Genomic DNA, 22501 nt, shown 5'->3' with positions numbered 1-22501 from the left:
GGCTTTTTTCCTGTGCGGCCGCAGCCGGGAAGGGCGCGCCGCTCAGCGACGCGCGCGCGGCGTGAGCACGCTCGGCAGCGCCTTCGGCAGCGAGTTCGGCCAGTCGCGGCTGTAGTGGAGCCCGCGGCTTTCGCGGCGCGAGTGCGCGCTCTTCACGATCAGCGTCGCCACGTCGACGAGGTTGCGCAGTTCGAGCAGGTCGCGCGTCACGCGGAAGTTCGCGTAGTACTCCTGGATCTCGTCGCGCAGCAGCGACAGCCGGTGCTTCGCGCGTTCGAGGCGCTTGTCGGTACGCACGATGCCGACGTAGTTCCACATCAGGCGGCGCAGCTCGTCCCAGTTGTGCGCGACGACGACTTCCTCGTCCGCATCCGACACGCGGCTTTCGTCCCACGCGGGCAGCGTGGCCGGCGTTTCGGCATCGAAGCCGGCCGCTTCGATCGCCTCGGCCGCCGCGCGGCCGATCACGAGGCATTCGAGCAGCGAGTTGCTCGCGAGCCGGTTCGCGCCGTGGAGCCCCGTGTACGACGTTTCGCCGACCGCATACAGGCCCGCGAGATCGGTGCGCCCGGCGAGGTCGGTGACGACGCCGCCGCACGTGTAGTGTGCGGCCGGCACGACGGGAATCGGCTCTTTCGCGATGTCGATGCCGAATTCGAGGCAGCGCGCGTGGATCGTCGGGAAGTGTTCGCGCAGGAACGCTTCCGGCTGGTGGCTGATGTCGAGATACACGCAGTCGATCCCGCGCTTCTTGATCTCGAAGTCGATCGCGCGCGCGACGATGTCGCGCGGCGCGAGTTCGGCGCGCGGATCGTGCGCGGGCATGAAGCGCGTGCCGTCGGGCAGCTTCAGCAGGCCGCCTTCGCCGCGCACGGCTTCCGAAATCAGGAACGACTTCGCATACGGATGGAACAGGCAGGTCGGGTGGAACTGGATGAATTCCATGTTCGACACGCGGCAACCTGCGCGCCACGCCATCGCGATGCCGTCGCCGGTCGCGGTGTCGGGGTTCGTCGTGTACAGGTAGACCTTGCCGGCGCCGCCCGTTGCGAGCACCGTATGCGGCGCCTCGATCGTGATCGTGCGGTCGTTGTCGACGTCGAGCGCGTACAGGCCGTGACAGCGGCGGCCGGGCAGGCCGAGCCGGTCCGACGTGATCAGGTCGATCGCGTGGTGGTTTTCGAAGAACGTGATGTTCGGATGCTGGCGTGCACGGGCCGACAGCGTGGCGAGCACCGCATGGCCGGTCGCGTCGGCCGCGTGGATGATCCGGCGGTGGCTGTGGCCGCCTTCGCGCGTGAGGTGGAAGCCGAGCTCGGCCGCGTCGTCCTTCGTGAACGGCACGCCCTGCGAGATCAGCCATTCGATCGCTTCGCGGCCGTGCTCGACGATATAGCGCGTCGCGCCTTCGTCGCACAAGCCGCCACCGGCGACCAGCGTGTCGTCGACGTGGTTCTCGATGCTGTCCGCCGAATCGAGGACTGCCGCGATGCCGCCTTGCGCGTTATCGCTCGCGCCCTCCATCATCGACCGTTTCGCGATCAGCGCGACACGTCGCGTGCTGGCCAGGTTGAGTGCGACCGACAGCCCTGCCAGGCCGCTGCCGACGATCGCCACGTCGAATTTCATGCTGCATCTCCATCGTTACGCTTTTGATCTTGTGCGTTCCGGCAGCCGTGGCCGCGGAAAGGGGAGAGCATACCGCGTCGCGCCGGAGCGTGCGCGCAAAACAAAAAGCCCCGCATGTGCGGGGCTTTTCGGTCGCCGTCAGGCTAGCAGAAACCGGAGATTACTTGATCTTGGTTTCTTTGTATTCCACATGCTTGCGGACGACGGGATCGAACTTCTTGATCGCCATCTTTTCCGGCATGTTGCGCTTGTTCTTCGTGGTCGTGTAGAAGTGACCCGTACCAGCGGTCGACTCGAGCTTGATCTTGTCGCGTGCGCCTTTTGCCATGATTGTGCTCCTTGGGCTTAGGCTTCGCCGCGTGCGCGCAGGTCAGCGAGCACGGAATCGATGCCGTTCTTGTCGATCAGGCGCAGGCCGGCGTTCGAGACGCGCAGGCGCACCCAGCGGTTTTCGCTCTCTACCCAGAACCGGCGGTTTTGCAGGTTCGGCAGGAAGCGGCGCTTCGTCTTGTTGTTGGCGTGGGAAACGTTGTTGCCGCTCATCGGCGCTTTCCCAGTTACTTGGCATACGCGTGCCATGAGAGCACTCCTAATACGCTAAATTCGGGGTTCGATCGCCGATGAAGGTTCCATCGTACCGCCACGTGATCCATGGCTGCACTCAGAACGCCGAAGCCCTTACAGACAAGGCCCTTCGATGGCTAGAACTGGTTGGAAAAAAGACAGACGGCGATTCTAGCAGAAAAAGTTCAGAAAAATCAAACCTAATTTCGCATCACCGTTGCGGCGCCGTTGGGCGGGCCGCAACCGCACAGTCTACATCCAACCGGCCCGTGCGAACGAAAAAGTATCACTGGTGCCGATCACGACGTGATCGAGCAGCCTGACATCGACGAGCGCGAGCGCGTCGTGCAGCACGCGGGTCAGGCGGCGATCTTCCGCGCTCGGCTGCACCGCGCCCGACGGATGGTTATGGGCAACGATCAGTGCCGCAGCGTTGTATGCGATCGCGCGGCGCACGATCTCGCGCGGGTAGACGGCCATGCGCGTCAGCGAGCCGCGCGTGATTTCCTCCATGTCGATCAGGCTGTGGCGCGCGTCGAGGTAGACCGCGGCGAACACTTCGTACGGACGCGCGCCGATCTTCAGCCGCAGATAGTCCTCGACCGCGCCGGGCGAATCGATCGGCTGCTTCTCGTGCGCTTTCTCCTTCAGCATGCGACGCGCGATCTCGATGACGGCGACCAGCCGCGCGGCGCGCGCGGGGCCGATGCCGGGGTGTGCCTCGAAATCGTCGGTGGTCGCCTCGAGCAACCCGTGCAACGACTTGAACTGCTTGACCAGGGCGCGGGCGGTGGTGAACACGTCGTGCCCGGGCTTGCCCGTGCCGAGCAGCAGGGCGACCAGTTCGTCGTCGGTCAGCGCCGCCGGCCCGCGCTCCAGCAGTCGCTCGCGTGGCCGCTCGGGCCGCCAGCCGCGCAGGCGGTGCTTGCGCCGGTGGATCGGGATGACGCGGCCGGGCGGATCGGCCGGCAGATCGGCCGGCAGATCGGTGCTGTCGCGGCATTCGACTGGCGGCAAGGCTGGGCAGGGTGACAGCATACTTGAAACTCCATTGGCGGCGGGCAGTGTGCGCGACGTCGTCGCACTTTCCGCCTTGCGCGCTCAGGTGACTTACAATATTGGTTTTGCGCCGGGCCTTTCGGCCGTATCGGGCGCCGACTGAACGAGTAATTCATGAGCCTCATCGATCTATCCGAAGTGAAGCCCGGTTCCCACGTCACGTTGCATTACCGGCTGGCACTCGCCGACGGCGCCGATATCGTCAACACCTTCACCGACAAGCCGGCCACGCTGCTGCTCGGCGCGGGGCAACTGGCGCCGTCGCTGGAACAGATTCTGATCGGCCTCAGGGTCGGCGACCATTCGACTTTTCAGCTAGCCCCCGAACAGGGGTTCGGTCCCCGGAATCCCGACATGCTCCAGCGCGTGACGCTGTCGACGCTGCGCGAGAACGGGATGGTCGGCGACGATTTCACGCCGGGCGAGCTGATCGAGTTCAACGCGCCGGACGGCGGCCGATACGCGGGGGTGCTGAAGGAAGTCAGCGAAACCTCGGCACTGTTCGACTTCAATCATCCGCTCGCGGGCCAAGCGCTCACGTTCGAAGTGAAAATCATCGGAATCCTGTAATCATGAGCACCACCGATACGCTGTCCGGGCAGACCGTCGCCGCCGATGCCGAAATCCTGCTGGCCCAGCCGCGCGGTTTCTGCGCGGGCGTCGATCGCGCGATCGAGATCGTCGAGCGCGCCATCGCGATGCACGGTGCGCCGATCTACGTCCGTCACGAGATCGTCCACAACAAGTACGTGGTCGAGGATCTGAAGAAGAAAGGCGCGATCTTCGTCGAGGAACTCGAGGAAGTGCCGGCCGGCAATACCGTGATCTTCAGCGCGCACGGCGTGTCGAAGGCCGTGCGCGACGAGGCCGACGTGCGCGGGTTGCGCATTTACGACGCAACCTGCCCGCTCGTCACGAAGGTGCACGTCGAAGTGGCGAAGATGCGCCAGGACGGCGTCGACATCGTCATGATCGGGCACAAGGGCCATCCGGAAGTCGAAGGCACGATGGGGCAGGTCGAGCGCGGCATGCATCTCGTCGAGAGCGTCGAGGACGTGCAGAAGCTCGAGCTCGCCGATCCCGAACGCATCGCGCTCGTCACGCAGACGACGCTGTCCGTCGACGATGCAGCCGAGATCATCGGCGCGTTGAAGGCCAAGTATCCGAAGATCCGCGAGCCGAAGAAGCAGGACATCTGCTACGCGACGCAGAACCGCCAGGACGCCGTGAAGTTCATGGCGCCGCAGTGCGATGTCGTGATCGTCGTCGGCAGCCCGAACAGCTCGAATTCGAGCCGCCTGCGTGAAGTGGCCGAGAAGCGCGGCGTGGACGCGTACATGGTCGATGCACCCGACCAGATCGATCCGGCATGGGTCGCAGGCAAGCGTCGCATCGGCGTGACGGCCGGCGCGTCGGCCCCCGAAGTGCTCGCCCAGGCCGTGATCGCACGGCTGCGCGAACTCGGTGTGCGCAATGTGCGCGCGCTCGACGGCATCGAGGAAAACGTGTCGTTTCCGCTGCCGCGCGGGTTGAACCTGCCGCCCGCCGCCTGATTGCCGCATCGCACCCGCGGAACACCGAAGCGCGCCTGACGGCGCGCTTTTTTTTGCCCGTCGAAATCGCAATCGCAACCATTATTCGGATCAATGGTGCAACCGGGTTGCTCTGCGCGCTTCCAAGCGTCTCTCAAAATTGGTTGCAATGCAGGAAAACCCCATCGAATCAGGATTATTGGCGTCCTATAAATGGAGTTACAATGCGCCCGTTTTCAGGCCTGAATGGCTTTGAAATCGGATTTTGGCAAGGCGCGGGAGACCACTCGATGCATGTGAAGTTGGCTTACGCCATGTCCGTCGCCGCACCGGTTGCAATGCTTGCCGGCTGCAGCAAAAAGAGCGACGACGAGGCGGGGAGGGAGGCTGCGGCGTTCGCGGCACCGCCGGCCAGCGGCGTGCGCGTCGCCGGAACCGGTCGTGCGGCACCGTTCGCGTGCCGCACCGCGCAATTGGGCAAGGACAAGGAAAACGGGGCACGTTTGGCGATCGAGGAAATCAACGCGCTTGGCCTGGCGAACGGCCAGGCAGCGGGCACGCAGGTTGCAGCACAGCAGGCCGCCGGTCGTGGCGTGACAGCGACCGTGCGCGCCGATCGACGCAGGCCGGCCCGGGTGCCCGGCGATGCGGGCAGCGTGCCGATGTCGCCGGTCCCCTTTCATTTCGATTCGACGAAACAGCGCGTTGCCGCGAGCAATGAGGTCGCGGCGCGCGGTCTGGTTCGTACGATGGATTCCGACGCAGTCCTGACGAATGTCGGGCGCGGCGTTCGCGGTGCCTCGCGAGGCACCGGGGCACGGAATCCAATCCGCCCGGGTGCGGGGCTTGCCTCGCACCGGACGGGACAAGGCACGGATGCCGGGCAACCGGACGATGGCCGTCTCGGCATGCTGCCCTACGACTTCAAGGAGGCCACGAACACCGTCCTCGATGTCGTGACGATTTAGCGACGGGACTCATGACGGCACCGGAACAGTGCGGTGCCGTTTTTGTATCCGCTCCGGCGGCAGGTCCGGCCGTACAGGCCGGGCGGCGCGCGCCGGGACGATCCACCCTTACCGGTATCGACTAGTACCCGCAGTGTCGCCGAGAAGGCGCGATTCCTCGCTTACCCGCGGGGCGCAACGTCCTCCGGCAGCACGGGCCAAGGAGCTTTAAATGGATATTTTCGTCCAGCAGGTTCTCAACGGGCTGGTGCTCGGCAGTGTCTACGCCATCATCGCGTTGGGTTACACGATGGTGTACGGCATTCTCGGCATCATCAACTTCGCGCATGGCGACGTGCTGATGATCGGCGCGATGGTCGCCCTGTCGGCCATCACCGTGCTGCAGAACCATTTCCCCGGACTCGGCAACGTCGCGACGCTGACGATCGGCCTGGGCATCGCCGCAGTCGTCTGTGCATTCGTCGGCTTCACGATCGAACGGGTCGCCTACCGGCCGCTGCGTCGCGCTCCGCGCCTCGCCCCGCTGATCACCGCGATCGGCGTGTCGATCCTGCTGCAGACCGCCGCGATGATCATCTGGTCGCGCAACCCGCTGCCGTTCCCGCAATTGCTGCCGACCGATCCGATCAACGTGATCAAGGCCACCGACACGACGCCCGGCGCCGTGATCTCGGTGACTGAAATCGTGATCATCGCGGTGGCGTTCATCGTGATGGGCGGCCTGCTGCTGCTCGTGCACAAGACCAAGCTCGGCCGCGCGATGCGCGCGATCGCCGAAAGCCCGAACACCGCGAGCCTGATGGGCGTGAACCCGAACTTCGTGATCTCGGCGACGTTCATGATCGGCTCCGCGCTCGCCGCGCTGGCCGGCGTAATGATCGCATCCGAATACGGCAACGTGCACTTCTACATGGGCTTCATCCCCGGCATGAAGGCATTCACGGCCGCGGTGCTGGGCGGGATCGGCAACCTCGGCGGCGCGATGGTCGGCGGCGTGCTGCTCGGACTGATCGAGCAGCTCGGGGCCGGCTACATCGGCAACCTCACGGGCGGCGTATTCGGCAGTAACTACCAGGACGTGTTCGCCTTCATCGTGCTGATCATCGTGCTGGTGTTCCGTCCGTCCGGCCTGCTGGGCGAACGTGTCGCGGATCGCGCGTAACGGAAGGGAGCAAACAACATGACATCCATTCAACCGATCGAATCCTCGACGTCGCTCGTCGAAGAGCGCAACACCACCAAGACGGTCATCATCGGCCTCCTGACCGCGGTCTTCGTGATCGCGGCGCCGATCATCATCGGCTCGGCCGGCGGCAACTACTGGGTCCGCGTGCTCGACTTCGCGATGCTGTACGTGATGCTCGCGCTGGGCCTGAACGTGGTGGTCGGCTTCGCCGGCCTGCTCGACCTGGGTTACATCGCGTTCTACGCGGTGGGTGCGTACACGGCGGCATTGTTGAGCTCGCCGCACCTGACCTCGCAATTCGAGTGGATCGCGGCGCTCGCGCCGAACGGGCTGCACATCCCGTTCCTGATCATCGTGCCGATCGCGATGGCGCTGGCGGCGACCTTCGGGATCCTGCTCGGCGCGCCGACGCTGCGCCTGCGCGGCGACTACCTGGCGATCGTGACGCTCGGCTTCGGTGAAATCGTCCGGATCTTCATGAACAACCTCGACCGTCCGGTGAACATCACCAACGGGCCGAAGGGGATCACGGGCATCGATCCGGTGCACATCGGCGACTTCAGCCTCGCGCAGACGCACTCGCTGTTCGGGATCCAGCTGCCGTCGGTCTACATGTACTACTACCTGTTCGTGCTGTGCTCGCTGCTGGTGATCTGGGTGTGTACGCGCCTGCAGCACTCGCGTATCGGTCGCGCATGGGCGGCGATCCGCGAAGACGAGATCGCGGCGAAGGCGATGGGCATCAACACCCGCAACGTGAAGCTGCTCGCATTCGCGATGGGTGCGTCGTTCGGCGGCCTGTCGGGTGCGATGTTCGGTTCGTTCCAGGGCTTCGTGTCGCCGGAATCGTTCACGTTCTGGGAATCGATCGTCGTGCTGGCCTGCGTGGTGCTCGGCGGCATGGGCCACATCCCGGGCGTGATCCTGGGCGCGGTACTGCTCGCGATCTTCCCGGAATTCCTGCGCTCGACGATGAGCCCGCTGCAGCACGCGCTGTTCGGTCATGACATCGTCGATACGGAAGTGATCCGTCAGGCGCTGTACGGCCTCGCGATGGTCGTCATCATGCTGTATCGCTCGGAAGGCCTGTGGCCCGCGCCGAAGCATGAGGACAAGATCGCGAAACTGGCGAAGCGCGCCAGCAAGAAGCCGGTGCGCGCTTAATCGACGGACAAGGGGATACACACATGAGCGACAAACAAATCCGACTGTCCGTGCAGGGCGTGAACAAGCGCTTCGGCGGCCTGCAGGCGCTGTCCGATGTCGGTCTGCAGATCAGGGAAGGCGAGATCTACGGCCTGATCGGCCCGAACGGCGCCGGCAAGACGACGTTCTTCAACGTGATCACGGGCCTCTACACGCCGGACTCCGGCGAGTTCAAGCTCGACGGCACGGAATACAAGCCGACCGCGGTGCATCAGGTCGCGAAGACGGGCATCGCGCGCACGTTCCAGAACATCCGCCTGTTCGGCGGGATGACGGCGCTCGAGAACGTGATGGTGGGCCGCCACGTGCGCACCAAGCACGGGCTGCTCGGCGCGGTGTTCCAGACGCCGGCCGAACGCCAGGAAGAGCGCGAGATCAAGGAGCGCGCGATCGAGCTGCTCGAATACGTCGGCGTGCTGCAGTACGCGGACTACACGTCTCGCAACCTGTCGTACGGCCACCAGCGCCGCCTCGAGATCGCGCGCGCGCTGGCCACCGACCCGAAGCTGCTCGCGCTCGACGAGCCGGCGGCCGGGATGAACGCGACCGAGAAGGTCGAACTCACGCGCCTGCTCGACAAGATCCGCTCGGACGGCCGCACGATTCTCCTGATCGAGCACGACGTGAAGCTCGTGATGGGGCTGTGCAACCGGATGACGGTGCTCGATTACGGCAAGGTGATCGCCGAGGGTCTGCCGCAGGACGTGCAGAAGAATCCGAAGGTGATTGAGGCATATCTCGGCGCAGGGGTGCACTGATGGCAGCGGCAATGTTGAAAATCAAGGGCTTGCAGGTCAACTACGGCGGCATCCAGGCCGTCAAGGGCGTTGACATGGAAGTCCGTCAGGGCGAGCTCGTGACGCTGATCGGCGCGAACGGCGCGGGCAAGACCACGACGATGAAGGCGATCACGGGTCTGAAGGCGTATTCGGCCGGCGACATCGAGTACGAGGGCAAGTCGATCAAGGGCATCCCGACGCACGAGCTGCTCAAGCGCGGCCTCGCGATGGTGCCGGAAGGCCGCGGGATCTTCGCGCGGATGTCGATCGTCGAGAACATGCAGATGGGCGCGTACCTGCGCAACGACGGCGAGCAGATCAAGAAGGACGTCGACCGCATGTTCGGCTTCTTCCCGCGCCTGAAGGAGCGTGCGACGCAGCTCGCGGGCACGCTTTCGGGCGGCGAGCAGCAGATGCTGGCGATGTCGCGCGCGATCCTCTCGAAGCCGAAGCTGCTGCTGCTCGACGAGCCGTCGATGGGCCTGTCGCCGATCATGGTCGAGAAGATCTTCGAAGTGGTGCGTGAAATCTCGAAGGAGGGCATCACGGTGCTGCTCGTCGAGCAGAACGCGCGCCTCGCGCTGCAGGCGGCCGACCGTGGCTACGTGATGGACTCGGGCACGGTCACGATGGAAGGCGATGCGAAGCAGATGCTCGACGATCCGAAGGTGCGTGCCGCGTACCTGGGTGAATGAGTGAGTGAATGAGCGGGCCCGGTGGCGCGCGGCGGCAGATGCCGGCCGCGTCGCATACGGGCTTTCGAAAGGCTGTCACGGGATGCCGTGACAGCCTTTTTTTTCGTGTGATGCGATTCCGGCCGAACTTGTGCATGCGTGCGCGACTCCATTCGACTGTCGCGCCGCGCACGCGGCGCGGGAACGATGGGGCAGCCGCTCGTTGCCGGGCGCCTGCCAACCGTCACACGGGCCGCGTAGCATCGGCGGCCCGTCGGGACACGGAGAGCACGCATGAGTCTGGACTACGGTTTCGTGAAGGCGAAGGTGACATCGGTGGCGAAGCTGAAGGGCTCGCCGCATGGCAGCGAGATCCAGTATCACATCCACCTGACGCTGGCGTTGCCCGGCGGCGACTGGGACGTCGCGATCAACGTCGGCACCAACGACGCGGACGACCTGCTGAACTACAAGCTCGTCTACGATTTCCACCACCCGATCACGCAGACGCTCGCGGCCGCGGCCGAGGGCTACACGGACCTGACGGGGCAGGCGGCATTGCCCGCGCTCGACTACCTGCGCAGCGACATCCTGAACGAAACGGGTGCATGGCGCCCGAGCGCCGTGATGGACGGCACGGAGAATCAGGAGCCGATCCCGTCGCTGCTGCGGCTCGTGAACGCCGCGCAGTCGCAGGGGCTCGACGTCGTCGTGTTCGGCCGCTCGTATGCGGAAGGCAACGGCATCCACGACACGCACATGAACCAGGGTTCGACCGGCTCGAACTACCTGCACCGCGCGGGCGACGACCACAACGATCACAACGACATCTGGCAGGACGGCGCGCTGATCGTGCGCGTGAGCGATACGCAGTGGGCCGCGTATTTCGCCGCGTTCGAGCAGCAGGCCGTGCCGACCGACGCGCTCGGCAATCCGCTGCCGGGCGCGGGGCCGATCACGCGCTGAAGTGGCGGGCTGCCGGCCTTTGCGTCACGCGGCCGGCAGCGTCTTGCCGAACGAGATGCGTTCCTCGACGCGATAGCCGAGCGCCGCGTAGAAGCGGCACGCATCGTCGTTGCCGGGCAGCACCTGCAGGTTGATCTTCAGGCAGCCGCGCGCGGCGAGCGCGCGTTCCGCATGCGCGATCAGCGCGCGGCCGATGCCGAGCCGGCGTGCGTCGTTCGATACGCCGAACGAGTAGAGCCAGCCGCGATGCCCGTCGAAACCCGCCATCAGCGTGCCGACCACGCGCGCGCGGCTGGTCGCGACGAAGAACAGTTCCGGCTGCGTCGCGAGCTTCAGCTCGATCGATCGCAGCGGATCGCGGTGCGGCGGCGCATCCGCGTCTTCGTACTGCGGGAACGCGTCGCGCCATACCGCGAGCACGGCATCGGTGTCGGCGCGTTCGAACGGGCGGATCACAACGGCATCGGCGGCGGCATCCATCGGCGGGCTCTCCTTAGAGCGTGTCGAGCACCGACCGCAGCATCGCCATCATCTGGTCGATTTCCTCGGTCGTCACGTTCAGTGCGGGCATGAAGCGCAGCAGGTTCGGCCGCGCGGCGTTCAGCAGCAGGCCGTCGGGCTGCATGTCGCGCGCCTTCTCGACGATCTGCGGGCCGATGTCCTTGCCGAGCAGCAGCGCGCGCAGCAGGCCTTCGCCGCGTTCGCCTTCGAAGCCGCGCTCTTCCGACAGCTCGAGCAGCTTGCGCTTCAGGTATTCGCTGCGCGCACGCACGCCTTCGAGGAAGCCCGGTGCGACGAGCTGCGAGATCACCGAATAGCCGACCGCCGTCATCAGCGGGTTGCCGTTGTACGTGCCGCCCTGGTCGCCGGCCTCGAACACCGCGAACTCGGCCTTCGACAGCAGCGCGCCGAGCGGGGCGCCGCCGCCGATGCCTTTCGCGAGCGTCATGACGTCCGGCTCGATGCCGGACAACTCGTACGCGAACAGCGTGCCCGCGCGGCCGCAGCCGCTTTGCACTTCGTCGACGATCAGCAGCAGGTCGTGCTGCTTCGTCAGCGCGCGCAGCGCCTGCATGAATTCACGCGTGGCCGGAATCACGCCGCCTTCACCCTGGATCGGCTCGAGCATCACCGCGACGGTCTTGTCGGTGATCAGCTTCTCGACCGAGTTGATGTCGTTCAGCTCGGCCTTCGGGAAGCCCGGCACCTGCGGGGCGTAGATCGTGTCCCAGCCCGGCTTGCCGCTGGCCGACATCGTCGCGAGCGTGCGGCCGTGGAAGCTGTGGTCGAACGTGATGATCTCGTACGCGCCGTTCTTGAACTTGCGGCCCCACTTGCGCGCGAGCTTGATCGCGCCTTCGTTCGCTTCCGCGCCGCTGTTCGTGAAGAACACCTTGTCGAACACGCTGTGCTGCGTGAGCAGGCCCGCGAGCTTTGCCATCGGTTCGTTGTAGAACGCGGGCGACGGGTTCAGCAGCTTTTCCGCCTGCGTCTTCAGCGCGTCGACGATGCCTTCGTTGCAATGGCCGAGGCTGTTGACGGCCCAGCCCTGGATGAAGTCCAGATAGCGCTTGCCCGTGTGATCGTAGAGCCACGAACCCTTGCCGTGCGTAAACACGATGTCGGGGCGGTTCGTGATGTACATCAGCGAGTCGATCGGATAATCGTTCAGGGGCATGGCAGCAGACTCCAGCGGACGTTGAAAGGGAAACAGGCAATAAAAAAGCCACGGAAGGCCGTGGCTGGTGGGGCGAACAGCTTGTGCGTAACCGGTGAAGCTGTGGGGGTTACGCGCGAGTCCGTGACGAGCCTGCGGCATCCGGGCGGAGCGGCGAGCGGCGACGTCGAAGGGCGGACAGGAAGCAGTTCATGTGCGCAAGCATAAGGCATCCCGCGCGTCACTGTAAACCGCCGCGATGCCACGGATGTGACATCGCAGCGCGTAGTGCCGTACGCGGGTGCGCGGGCCTCAGACCGGATGCGCGAGATCGGCGGCGCTCGTGAACGAGTCCGCGTAGAACTCGTCGGCCGGCAGCGCGTGGTGCTGCGTGAAGTCGCGCTGCGCGGATTCGACCATCACCGGCGCGCCGCACGCGTACACCTGGTGGCCCGACAGGTCGGGCAGATCCTCGATCACCGCGCGGTGGACGAAGCCGGTGCGGCCCGTCCACTGATCGCCGGCGTCCGGCTCGGAGAGCACCGGCACGTACTTGAAATTCGGGATCTCGCGTGCCCACTGCTCGGCCAGTTCGCCGAGGTAGATGTCCTTCTTGCGGCGCGCGCCCCAGTAGAGCGTCATCGGGCGCGTGATGCCCGTGTGCTTCACGTGCTCGATGATCGCCTTGATCGGCGCGAAGCCGGTGCCCGATGCGAGCAGCACGATCGGCTTGTCGGAGTCTTCACGCAGGAAGAACGTGCCGAGCGGGCCTTCGAAGCGCAGGATGTCGCGCTCCTTCATCGCGCCGAACACGTGGTCGGTGAACTTGCCGCCCGGCATGTGGCGGATGTGCAGCTCGACCGGGCCTTCCTCGTGCGGCGCGTTCGCCATCGAGTAGCTGCGGCGCGAGCCGTCCTTCAGGATGAACTCGACGTACTGGCCCGCGAGGTACTGCAGGCGTTCGTTGGCGGGCAGTTGCAGCTTCACGACCATCACGTCGTCGGCCTTGCGCTCGAGCGCGGCGATCCGGCACGGCAGCTTCTTGACCTGCACGCCGTCGACGCCGGCGATTTCACGCACGTCGATTTCGAGATCGCACTGCGCCTTCGAGCAGCACAGCAGCGCGAGGCCGCGCGTGCGCTCGTCGTTGGACAGCGCCGACGCGGCGTGCGGGCCCTGTTCGATCTGGCCCGACACGATCTGGCCCTTGCACGAGCCGCACGCGCCGTTCTTGCAGCCGTACGGCAGATGGACGTTCTGGCGCAGCGCGGCCGCCAGCACGGTTTCATCCGACTCGACCTGGAATTGCCGGCCGCTTTGCTTGAGAGTGACGTTGAATGCCATAGAACCAAACTAGAACAAAATGGGGGGACCGTGCATGTCGGGCACGGCAGCTACAATGCAAACCCGTTGCGCGTCGCGCAACGGTGGCTACTGATTTCGCAACCAACATGATCGCGACTCGAATCCTGCGCCGGCCGCGCGCACTGATCGTCGGCTGCGGCGACGTCGGCATGCGCTGCGTCGCGCAATGGCGCGACACGCGCCGCAACCTGCGGATCTTCGCGCTGACGAGCCATCCGGCCCGCCGCGACGAACTGCGCGCCGCGGGTGCAACGCCGATCGTCGGCGACCTCGATCGCCGGGCGACACTCGGCCGCCTCGCGGGTCTGGCCCGCACGATCCTGCATCTCGCACCGCCGCAGTCCGATGGCCGTGACGACCGGCGCACCCGTGCGCTGATCGCCGCAACGACCGTGCCTGCGCGACGGCCACCGGTGCCGCCGGCCTCGGCGGTCGGCCGGCTCCGAACCCTGCGCACCGCTACCCGGCAGGCCGGCGCGCCCGTTCGGGCAGCGCGTATTGTACCCGACGCCCTTCGTGCGCCGAGGCTCGTCTATGCCAGTACGACGGGCGTTTACGGCGATTGCGGCGGCGCGCGCATCGACGAAACGCAGCCGCTGCGTCCCGCGAATCCGCGCGCGTTCCGGCGCGTGTCGGCGGAGCGGCAACTGCGTGCGGCGACGGTGCGCGGCGTGCTGTCCGCGCGCATCGTGCGGATTCCCGGGATCTACGCGGCGAACCGCCTGCCGGTCGCACGGCTCGAGCGCGGCACGCCGGCGCTCGAGCCGGCCGACGACGTCTACACGAACCACATCCATGCGGACGATCTCGCGGCGATCCTGCGCCGTGTGGCCGAACGCGGCAAGCCGGCGCGCGCCGTGCACGCGTCGGACGACAGCGAACTGCGGATGGGGGAGTATTTCGACCGGGTCGCGCAGGTGCTCGGCCTGCCGAGGCCGCCGCGCGTCAGCCGCGCGGACGCCGAGCGTCAGCTCGAACCGACACTGCTGTCGTTCATGCGCGAGTCGCGGCGCCTGTCCAACGCACGGCTCAAGGCCGAATTGTGCGTGACGTTGCGCTATCCGACCGTAGATGATTTCCTTCAAACGCTCGCGCCGGGGAGCGCGTCAGGTGAGCGCCGGTAACGCCTCGATCAGCAGGAAGCACAGCAACGCGCCGATCAGCGCGCCAATCAGGTTCGGATGATATTTGTGCTTCATGTGCATCGCGGCCAGCAGCCCGCCGATCACGATGACACCGATGACCGCGAACGCGATCATCACGGACGACAGTTCGAAAGTATGGTTGTTCATGATGCCTCCCCCTACGTCGCTGTTCTCTTACAGCTTGTGATTTCAGTATAGCGGGGGAACATGCGGCCGAGATGCGGTCGAGCGTCGAACGGTCGTGCGGATTTTCCCTTACAGGGTTTTGACGGTATTGCGCAGCGCCGAAAGGTCGGCGTCGTCGAGCCATCGCCACGCGCCGGGCGCGAGGTCGCCCGGCAGCGTGAAGCCGCCGATGCTTTCGCGGTGCAGCAACTCGACGCGGTTGCTCACCGCCGCGACCATCCGCTTGACCTGGTGATACTTGCCTTCGAGCACGGTCAGCGCGAGCGCGTGCGGGTCGCGCGCGTCGGCGGCGACCGCCGCGATCGGCTTCGGCTCGCCGTGCAACTGCACGCCGGTGCGCAGCGTGTTCAGCTGCGTGTCGTCGAGCGGGTGGCGCACGGTTGCCACATAGGTTTTCGGCACCTTGCGTTTCGGCGACGTGTACGCGTGCACGAACTGGCCGTCGTCGGACAGCAGCAGCAGGCCCGTCGTGTCCTGGTCGAGACGCCCGACGCACTGCACGCCGCGCGCGACGAGCGGTGCAGGCAGCAGGCTGAACACGCTCGCGTGGTGTTGCGGATCGCGCGAACACTCGTAGCCGGCCGGCTTGTTGAGCGCGAGATAGGCGCGTGCGTGGAACGGCCACGCCGTATCGTCGACCGAGAACACGAGGCCGTCGGTATCGAACGCGGCGTCGGGGTCGGTCGCGCGGGCGCCCGCCACGGTGACGCGGCCCGCTTCGATCAGGCCCCGGCACTGGCGGCGCGAGCCGAAGCCCTGGGTGTAGAGAATGCTTTCGAGATCCATAGCGCGCGCATTCTATCAAGCGATGGCGCGCGACCGGCATGAGCGCGCATGCGCTGGTAAGCTGCCGGTACGCCGCGCGGGGCGCGGCGCCCGTTCATTCTTCACGGAAAGTCCATGCCTTTTGCTTCGTTCCCGTTCGGCCGCCACGCCGCTGCCGTCATCGTTGCGGCGACCGTCTCGTCGGCCGCGTTCGCGCACGCGCACCTCGCGAAGAGCGATCCGGCGGCGGGCGCGTCGGTGGCTGCCGCCCCGGCCGCCGTCACGATCGACTTCACCGAGCCGCTGGAACCCGCGTTCAGCTCGATCGTCGTCGTCGATGGCGACGGCAAGACGGTGTCGGACGGCCGCGCGCGCATCGACGCGTCGAACCGCAAGCGGATGTCGGTGCCGCTCACGGCGGTCGGCGCCGGCGCCTATACGGTGAAATGGGTGGCCGTCGCGACCGACGGGCACCGCACGCAGGGCGCGTACGGCTTCAGCGTGAAGTGACACAACGGCGACGGCAGGCCCGTGCCAGGGTTGCCGTCGCCCCTATCCGACAGGGAGTCCCGCATGAATCCGACGACGCTCGACGCACTCGCCGATTTCCCCCGTCAGCTCGAAGCCCATTTCGCGGCCGTCCCCGACGGCTACGCGCGCTGGACGCCCGACGACTGGGCCGGGATGCCGAGCGAGCATTTTTCGCCGCTCGGGCAGCTCTGCCATGTGCGCGACATCGAGATCGACGGCTATCACGTGCGGCTGCGGCGGATGCTCGACGAAGACCGGCCGCTGCTCGTGTCGATCGACGGCGACGCGCTCGCGATCGAGCGCCGCTACAACGATGCGTATGCGTCCGACGTGCTCGCGGCGATCCACGAAGCGCGGCGCGAGACGCTGAACCTCGTGTCGCGCCTCACGCCCGAACAGTTCGCGCGCACCGGGGAATTCGACGGCTACGGTTCGTTGACCGTGCGCGGGCTCGTCCACTACCTGTGCAGCCACGACCAGCAGCACCTGGCCGGCATGCAGTGGCTGCTCGGCAAGATCGACGCGACGCTGTACGCGCGCTGAGCGGGCGCCGCCCTCGGCATCGGCGCCCATCAATCGAGGGCGGATCCGGCGCGGTTGTCGGTGCGGCAGGCTGCACTGCCACGCTTCGATTGGATCGTTTTTCTGGATAATCCATCCAGCGTTGCCCGGCTGACCGGCGCGTCGCGCGTGCCTACACTCCAAGCTTCGTTCAACGAGAAAGGGAGTCAACCGTGGCAACTCATACGCTCGCAGACAAGGTCGTCCTGATCGCAGGCGGCGCAAAGAATCTCGGCGGCCTGATCGCGCGGGATCTGGCGAGCCACGGTGCGAAGGCCGTGGCGATTCACTACAACAGCGCCGCGTCGCAGGCGCAAGCCGAGGAGACGGCCGCCGCGGTGCGTGCGGCCGGCGCGGAAGCGGCTACGTTCCAGGGCGACCTGACGACGGCCGCCGCGGTCGAGAAGCTGTTCGACGACGCGAAGCAGCGCTTCTGCAAGATCGACATCGCGATCAACACGGTCGGCAAGGTGCTGAAGAAGCCGTTCACCGAGATCAGCGAGGCCGAGTACGACGAGATGTTCGCGGTCAACAGCAAGTCGGCATTCTTCTTCATCAAGGAAGCGGGGCGGCACCTCGAGGATCACGGCAAGCTCGTCACGCTCGTGACGTCGCTGCTCGGCGCGTTCACGCCGTTCTATGCGGCGTACGAAGGGTCGAAGGCGCCGGTCGAGCATTTCACGCGCGCGGCGTCGAAGGAATACGGCGCGCGCGGGATCTCGGTGACGGCCGTCGGGCCGGGCCCGATGGACACGCCGTTCTTCTATCCGGCCGAGGGCGCCGATGCGGTCGCGTATCACAAGACGGCGGCCGCGCTGTCGCCGTTCAGCAAGACGGGCCTGACCGACATCGAGGACGTCGTGCCGTTCATCCGCCATCTCGTTACCGACGGCTGGTGGATCACGGGCCAGACGATCCTGATCAACGGCGGCTACACGACCAAGTAACCGGCCCGGCAACGGGCCGCGCGGCGCACCGCAATGGCGCGTTTGCGTGGACAATGGACGGGCGCGCGGCCTCGCGGCTGCGTGCCCGTTTTCTCTGTGCCGCCGGACCTGGCCGCGACGCGCGACGGCTGGCGGCGGCGTTCGTCCGAACCTACGTTCCCTGCCGATGGACAAGCTGGATCAGGTCAGAATCTTCCTGCAGGTTGCCGAGATGGGCAGCTTCATCAAGGCCGCGCATGCGCTCGACGTGCCGCGCGCGACCGTGTCGGCGGCCGTCCAGCAACTGGAAACGGGGCTCGGCACGCGCCTCTTGCACCGCACGACACGCCAGGTGCAACTGACCGCCGACGGCGCGCTGCTGCTCGAACGCGGCCGGCGCCTGCTCGCGGAGGCCGACGAACTCGACCGCCTGTTCCGCCGCCGCGACCGCGACGTGATCGGCCGGCTGAACGTCGACGTGCCGAGCCGGATCGCGCGCCGCATGGTGGCGCCCGCGCTGCCGTCGCTGTTTCACCGTTATCCGAAGCTGCAACTGTCGCTCGGCTCGACCGATCGTTCGATCGACCTGGTGCAGGAGGGCGTCGACTGCGCGATCCGCGTGGGGCGGCTCGCGGACAGCAGCCTCGTCGTGCGGCCGCTCGGACAGTTCATGCTGATCAACTGCGCGAGCCCCGACTACCTGCGCGAATGCGGCGTGCCCGAGCATCCGGATGCGCTCGCGCACGGACACTGGGCGATCGGCTATGCGTCGCCGACGACCGGGCGCGAACTCGACTGGGAATACTGCACGGACGGCCAGCGGCACACGCTCATGCTGCCGAGCCGGGTGATCGTCAACAATGCCGAAACCTATATTGCCAGCTGCATCGCCGGGATGGGGCTGATCCAGATTCCGCGCTTCGACGTCCAGCATCTGCTCGACAGCGGCGCACTCGTCGACGTGATGCCCGGCCACCGCGCCGCACCGATGGACGTGTCGGCCGTGTACCCGCACCGGCGTCACCGTTCGCGCCGGCTCAATGCCTTCATCGAATGGTTCGGGGAACTGATGGCGAGCGCGCTGACGCATGGCGGGGAGGGGGCGGAGGGCGACTGACCGGCACGGCCGGATCGCGTCACGTGCCGTCGTGCCCGTTTCAGCCGGGCAGCGCCGCGAACTGCCGGCTGCGCCCGGTTTCCCGCACCGCGTCGATCAACGCGGCGGCGGCGCCGTCCGGTTTCGCCGCGAACGCGTAGAAACGCGCGGCCGGCAGCACCGGCAGGCCGTCCTGCGGGCCGCATTCGCGCAGGCCGTCGCGCAACTGGCTGCGCGCCAGCGCGGTGACCGCGAAGCCCGCGAGCGCGGCCGACACGCAGCCGGCCATGCTGCTGCTCTCGAACAGCACGCGAAACGGCCGCAGTGCAGCGGCGAGTGCCGCGACGGCGGCTTCGCGATAGACGCATGGCTGCGGAAACAGCGCGAGCGGCACGTCGCCGCCGGCGTCGAGCGTGCGATCCGACGCGAACGCCCACACGAGCGGTTCTTCCCACAGCAGTTCGCCCGGCGTGTCGACCTGCCGGCACTGCTTGCCGAGCACGACGTCGAGCCGGCCGAGCGTCTGCTCGCGCAGCAGCGACGCGGTGATCCCGACCTTCAGCTCGATCGACGTGCGCGGGTGGCGGTCGCGGAACGTGCGCAGCACGTGCGGCAGCCACGCACCCGCAAAATCCTCCGATGCGCCGACCCGCAGCGGGCCGTGCGCCGGCGCGCCGCGCAGCCTTGCGCGCACTTCGCGCTCCATGTCGACGATGTTGCGTGCGTATGCGTACAGCGTGTCGCCGGCCGGCGTGAGCGCGATGCGACGGGTGGTGCGCGCGAGCAGCACCGTGCCGGCCGCCTGTTCGAGCCGCTTGATGTGGCCGCTGACGGCGGACGGCGTCAGCGCGAGCCGTTCCGCGGCCGGCGCGAACCCGCGGCTGTCGACGACTTCGAGGAAGGTGCGCAGCAGCGTGATGTCGAGCGAGGTCGACGCGGGATCGGTCGGCGGTTCCATGGATCAATTCAACGCGATATTCGAAGAATGAACCATGATACTCCGTGAATCGTGATGAAAGGCCGGCCTACCATCGTGCACTCGGATCCACCCAACGGAGTGCACGATGACGACCTATGAGCATGCGACCACCGCGTCGCTCGACATTGCCTATCTCGAATGGAACCCGCGCGGCGAGCGCGTGGCCGTGCTGCTGCACGGCTGGCCGGACAGCCCGGTCGGCTGGGACGCGGTGGCGGCAAGGCTCGCCGCGCACGGCTACCGCGTGCTCGCGCCCGCGCTGCGCGGTTTTGCGCCGACCCGCTTTCGCGACGCATCCGTGCCGCGCAGCGGCCAGCTCGTGGCGCTCGGGCGCGACCTGCTCGACTTCGTCGATGCGCTCGGCATCGAGCGGCCCGTGCTGGTCGGGCACGACTGGGGCGCGCGGGCAGCCGCGAACGCGTGCGGGCTGCGCGAAGGCGCCGCATCGCATCTCGTGATGCTGTCGGTCGGGTACGGCACCAACGATCCTGGGCAGCCGCTGTCGCTGCAGCAGGCACGAAACTACTGGTATCACTGGTTCATGGCGACGCCACGCGGCGAGCAGGCGTTGCGCGACGATCGCCGCGCGTTTGCCCGCTTGATGTGGGACACGTGGTCGCCGCCGGGCTGGTATCGCGACAGCGATTTCGACGCGGCCGCCGCCGCGTTCGACGGGCCCGACTGGATCGACGTCGTGCTGCATTCGTACCGGCATCGATGGGGATTCGCACCGGGCACGCCGGTCTATGCCGACGACGATGCGCGGCTGAATCCCGCGCCGGTGCTGGCGGTGCCGACGCTCGTGCTGCACGGCGGCGCGGATACCTGCAATCATCCGGACAGCTCGGCCGGGCGCGAGCGGTTCTTTGCGGGGCGCTACGCGCGGCAGGTGCTGGACGGTGTCGGCCACTTTCCGCAGCGCGAGGCGCCGGCGGCAATCGCCGACGCGATCCTCGGGTTCTGCGAGCCAGGCTGAGGCGCACCGGCGTGGCCGGCGCACGGTGGATCAGCCGCCGACGCGGGCCGCGAGCAGGTCGGCGAGACCGATGTTCCTGAACATCTCGCGGCGAATCCGGTCGCCGACGCGGAACACCTCCTCCGCGCCGTCCTGCGACGGATCGACGAACACGCGGTACGGGCGCTTGCCAGCCGGGGCGGCGACGATGTCGGCAATGGCTGTCGCGACGGTGCCGGCATCGGCGTCTGCCGGTTCGAGCGCGGCGAGGCCTTGAAGCGCCTGTTCGGCGACGCCGGCATAGGGGCCGTCGACGTAGGCGGCCTGAACGCCTGCATCGGCCGGCTTGCCCGCGTGGGCGAAGTGATTCGTGCCCTGGGTGAACGCGCCCGGCACGACGATCGACGTCTCGATCCCCCAGCGTGCCAGTTCGGCCGCGTAGGACACCGCGAGCGAATCCATCGCGGCCTTCGCGGCGAAGTAGGGCGCGAGGAACGGCGGCGTACCGCCGCGCGCGGACGACGACGACACCCAGACGAGCAGCCCGCGCCCCTGGCGGCGCAGGTGCGGCAGCGCCGCGCGGTTGACGCGCTGGGTCGACACGACGTTGATGTCGTAGAGCTCGCCGATCTGCTCGGGCGTGAACGCTTCGGCCGGGCCGAACACCATGTGGCCGGCGTTGTGGACGATGACGTCGAGCCGGCCGTTGTCCGCGATCACGCGATCGATGGCGGCGCCAACGGACGCGTCGTCGCCGACGTCGAGCTCGACGGTGCGCAGGTCGACGCCGTGTTCCTGCGCGTAGGCGGCGATGGCGGCGACGCGCGGCGCGTTGCGGCCGGTGCTTTCGCGCATCGACGCGTAGACGGTATGCCCGGCGCGGGCGAGCGCCTGGGCCGTCAGCAGGCCGAAGCCGCTGGACGCGCCCGTGACGAGAATGACTTCCTTCATGACCGATCTCCGGTAAGCGGTGGGCGTGGCAGGCGGCCGGTCAGCACATGCCGCCGTTGGCACGCAGGACCTGGCCGTTGACCCACGCGCCGTCGGGGCCGGCGAGGAACGCGACGACGCTGGCGATGTCGGCGGGCTGGCCGAGCCGCTCCAGCGGGTTCACCTTCGCCATCCGGTCCACGAGTTCGGCGCTCTTGCCCTGCAGGAACAGCTCGGTCGCCACCGGCCCGGGCGCGACGGCGTTCACGCTGATGCCGCGGCCCCGCATCTCCTGCGCGAGCACCTGCGTCATGCCCTCGACGGCGGCCTTGGTCGCGATGTACACGCCGTAGGTCGGCAGGCGCATGCCGATCACGCTCGAGGTCAGGTTGACGATGCGCCCGCCGTCGCGCACGCGCTTCGCTGCTTCGCGGCTGACGTTGAACGCGCCCTTCAGGTTGATCGCGACGGTCTGGTCGAACGCGGCGTCGTCGAACTCGGCGAGGGGCGCGAGCTTCATCACGCCCGCGCTGTTGACGATGACGTCGATCCGGCCGAATGCCTGCTCGGCCGTGTCGAACAGCGCGGCCACCGCGGCCGGATCGGCGACGTCCGCCTGCACCGCGACGGCCGTGCCGCCGCCGGCGACGATCGCGTCGACCACTTCCTGCGCGGGGCCGGCGCCGCCGGCATAGTTCACGACGACCCTGAAACCGTCGCGGGCGAGGCGGCGGGCGATTTCCGCACCGATGCCGCGCGACGAGCCCGTGACGAGGGCGACCTGTTCCGATGTGCTCATGTCCTGCTCCTTGGTTCGTGAGTGCCGTGCGTTCCGGCGACAG

The 22501-nt window shown here is 67.1% G+C and carries 26 protein-coding genes; 14 read left to right on the top strand and 12 right to left on the bottom strand.

Annotated features, from left to right (window positions below; translation table 11 throughout):
* Positions 1–42 precede the first annotated feature (42 nt).
* The 4 genes from nadB to radC all read right to left on the bottom strand — a co-directional run bounded on the left by nadB (position 43) and on the right by radC (position 3231).
* Positions 43–1629, bottom strand: coding sequence for an L-aspartate oxidase (gene nadB, locus CFB45_RS14200; RefSeq protein WP_046544591.1), 1587 nt, complete (start codon positions 1627–1629; stop codon positions 43–45).
* Between the two features lie 160 nt (positions 1630–1789).
* Entirely contained in the window at positions 1790–1957 is a 168-nt protein-coding gene (gene rpmG, locus CFB45_RS14195) for a 50S ribosomal protein L33 (RefSeq protein ID WP_006478046.1), read from the bottom strand.
* Between the two features lie 17 nt (positions 1958–1974).
* Complete coding sequence (gene rpmB / locus CFB45_RS14190; RefSeq protein ID WP_004186391.1) at positions 1975–2208, bottom strand: 50S ribosomal protein L28; 234 nt, start codon at positions 2206–2208, stop codon at positions 1975–1977.
* A gap of 237 nt (positions 2209–2445) precedes the next feature.
* Entirely contained in the window at positions 2446–3231 is a 786-nt protein-coding gene (radC, locus tag CFB45_RS14185) for a RadC family protein (protein ID WP_089426145.1), read from the bottom strand.
* 135 nt (positions 3232–3366) lie between these two features.
* Between radC and CFB45_RS14180 the strand changes: the two genes are divergently transcribed.
* The 8 genes from CFB45_RS14180 (at position 3367) to CFB45_RS14145 (ending at position 10563) form a co-directional block, all read left to right on the top strand.
* Positions 3367–3822 (top strand): FKBP-type peptidyl-prolyl cis-trans isomerase, encoded by a 456-nt coding sequence (locus tag CFB45_RS14180; protein ID WP_046544593.1) that lies wholly within the window; start codon positions 3367–3369, stop codon positions 3820–3822.
* A 2-nt stretch (positions 3823–3824) separates the two neighbouring features.
* Positions 3825–4805 carry a 4-hydroxy-3-methylbut-2-enyl diphosphate reductase gene (gene ispH / locus CFB45_RS14175; protein WP_011352949.1) on the top strand — a complete coding sequence of 327 codons (981 nt, stop codon included), beginning with the start codon at positions 3825–3827 and terminating at the stop codon, positions 4803–4805.
* Between the two features lie 203 nt (positions 4806–5008).
* Positions 5009–5752, top strand: a complete 744-nt coding sequence (locus CFB45_RS14170; protein WP_174975958.1) for an amino acid-binding protein — start codon at positions 5009–5011, stop codon at positions 5750–5752.
* A gap of 211 nt (positions 5753–5963) precedes the next feature.
* Positions 5964–6914 (top strand): branched-chain amino acid ABC transporter permease, encoded by a 951-nt coding sequence (locus CFB45_RS14165; RefSeq protein ID WP_006488946.1) that lies wholly within the window; start codon positions 5964–5966, stop codon positions 6912–6914.
* Between the two features lie 18 nt (positions 6915–6932).
* Positions 6933–8102 (top strand): ABC transporter permease subunit, encoded by a 1170-nt coding sequence (locus CFB45_RS14160; RefSeq protein ID WP_046544596.1) that lies wholly within the window; start codon positions 6933–6935, stop codon positions 8100–8102.
* A gap of 23 nt (positions 8103–8125) precedes the next feature.
* Positions 8126–8902, top strand: a complete 777-nt coding sequence (locus CFB45_RS14155; RefSeq protein WP_069248652.1) for an ABC transporter ATP-binding protein — start codon at positions 8126–8128, stop codon at positions 8900–8902.
* Positions 8902–9618: an ABC transporter ATP-binding protein gene (locus CFB45_RS14150; RefSeq protein WP_089426143.1), complete on the top strand. Its 717-nt coding sequence runs from the start codon at positions 8902–8904 to the stop codon at positions 9616–9618. The genes CFB45_RS14155 and CFB45_RS14150 overlap by 1 nt, the downstream gene beginning before the upstream one ends.
* A gap of 273 nt (positions 9619–9891) precedes the next feature.
* Positions 9892–10563, top strand: coding sequence for a DUF2278 family protein (locus CFB45_RS14145; protein WP_069248650.1), 672 nt, complete (start codon positions 9892–9894; stop codon positions 10561–10563).
* A 24-nt stretch (positions 10564–10587) separates the two neighbouring features.
* Here CFB45_RS14145 and CFB45_RS14140 read toward each other — a convergent pair whose 3' ends face one another.
* The 3 genes from CFB45_RS14140 to CFB45_RS14125 all read right to left on the bottom strand — a co-directional run bounded on the left by CFB45_RS14140 (position 10588) and on the right by CFB45_RS14125 (position 13564).
* Entirely contained in the window at positions 10588–11043 is a 456-nt protein-coding gene (locus CFB45_RS14140; protein ID WP_089426142.1) for a GNAT family acetyltransferase, read from the bottom strand.
* 13 nt (positions 11044–11056) lie between these two features.
* Positions 11057–12241, bottom strand: coding sequence for an acetylornithine transaminase (locus tag CFB45_RS14135; RefSeq protein ID WP_069248649.1), 1185 nt, complete (start codon positions 12239–12241; stop codon positions 11057–11059).
* A gap of 291 nt (positions 12242–12532) precedes the next feature.
* On the bottom strand, positions 12533–13564 hold the full coding sequence (locus CFB45_RS14125; RefSeq protein ID WP_011352940.1) for a CDP-6-deoxy-delta-3,4-glucoseen reductase: 1032 nt from the start codon (positions 13562–13564) through the stop codon (positions 12533–12535).
* A gap of 107 nt (positions 13565–13671) precedes the next feature.
* Here CFB45_RS14125 and CFB45_RS14120 point away from each other — a divergent pair, with 107 nt between their 5' ends.
* On the top strand, positions 13672–14709 hold the full coding sequence (locus tag CFB45_RS14120; RefSeq protein WP_089426140.1) for an NAD-dependent epimerase/dehydratase family protein: 1038 nt from the start codon (positions 13672–13674) through the stop codon (positions 14707–14709).
* Here the strand turns inward: CFB45_RS14120 and CFB45_RS14115 are convergent.
* Positions 14692–14877 carry a hypothetical protein gene (locus tag CFB45_RS14115; RefSeq protein ID WP_089426139.1) on the bottom strand — a complete coding sequence of 62 codons (186 nt, stop codon included), beginning with the start codon at positions 14875–14877 and terminating at the stop codon, positions 14692–14694. The two genes, CFB45_RS14120 and CFB45_RS14115, sit on opposite strands and share 18 nt — an antisense overlap.
* Before the next feature lie 108 nt (positions 14878–14985).
* Entirely contained in the window at positions 14986–15702 is a 717-nt protein-coding gene (locus CFB45_RS14110) for a pseudouridine synthase (RefSeq protein ID WP_089426138.1), read from the bottom strand.
* Between the two features lie 114 nt (positions 15703–15816).
* Here CFB45_RS14110 and copC point away from each other — a divergent pair, with 114 nt between their 5' ends.
* The 4 genes from copC to CFB45_RS14090 all read left to right on the top strand — a co-directional run bounded on the left by copC (position 15817) and on the right by CFB45_RS14090 (position 18816).
* On the top strand, positions 15817–16191 hold the full coding sequence (gene copC / locus CFB45_RS14105; protein ID WP_089426137.1) for a copper homeostasis periplasmic binding protein CopC: 375 nt from the start codon (positions 15817–15819) through the stop codon (positions 16189–16191).
* A gap of 63 nt (positions 16192–16254) precedes the next feature.
* Entirely contained in the window at positions 16255–16755 is a 501-nt protein-coding gene (locus CFB45_RS14100) for a DinB family protein (RefSeq protein WP_089426136.1), read from the top strand.
* 191 nt (positions 16756–16946) lie between these two features.
* Positions 16947–17720, top strand: coding sequence for an SDR family oxidoreductase (locus CFB45_RS14095; protein WP_089426135.1), 774 nt, complete (start codon positions 16947–16949; stop codon positions 17718–17720).
* Positions 17721–17886: 166 nt separating this feature from the next.
* On the top strand, positions 17887–18816 hold the full coding sequence (locus tag CFB45_RS14090; protein WP_089426134.1) for a LysR family transcriptional regulator: 930 nt from the start codon (positions 17887–17889) through the stop codon (positions 18814–18816).
* A 40-nt stretch (positions 18817–18856) separates the two neighbouring features.
* On the opposite strand, the gene CFB45_RS14085 is transcribed toward CFB45_RS14090, so the two are convergent.
* Positions 18857–19753 (bottom strand): LysR family transcriptional regulator, encoded by an 897-nt coding sequence (locus CFB45_RS14085; RefSeq protein WP_089426133.1) that lies wholly within the window; start codon positions 19751–19753, stop codon positions 18857–18859.
* Positions 19754–19859: 106 nt separating this feature from the next.
* Between CFB45_RS14085 and CFB45_RS14080 the strand changes: the two genes are divergently transcribed.
* Positions 19860–20750 carry an alpha/beta fold hydrolase gene (locus CFB45_RS14080; protein WP_089426132.1) on the top strand — a complete coding sequence of 297 codons (891 nt, stop codon included), beginning with the start codon at positions 19860–19862 and terminating at the stop codon, positions 20748–20750.
* A gap of 30 nt (positions 20751–20780) precedes the next feature.
* Here the strand turns inward: CFB45_RS14080 and CFB45_RS14075 are convergent, their stop codons facing one another.
* Positions 20781–21680 carry an SDR family oxidoreductase gene (locus CFB45_RS14075; protein WP_089426131.1) on the bottom strand — a complete coding sequence of 300 codons (900 nt, stop codon included), beginning with the start codon at positions 21678–21680 and terminating at the stop codon, positions 20781–20783.
* A 40-nt stretch (positions 21681–21720) separates the two neighbouring features.
* Entirely contained in the window at positions 21721–22458 is a 738-nt protein-coding gene (locus tag CFB45_RS14070; RefSeq protein ID WP_089426130.1) for an SDR family oxidoreductase, read from the bottom strand.
* Positions 22459–22501: the final 43 nt, after the last annotated feature.

Origin of the sequence: Burkholderia sp. HI2500 (assembly GCF_002223055.1) — a bacterium.
Classification (GTDB): Bacteria; Pseudomonadota; Gammaproteobacteria; order Burkholderiales; family Burkholderiaceae; genus Burkholderia.
This window is presented reverse-complemented; position numbering and strand designations above follow the sequence as displayed.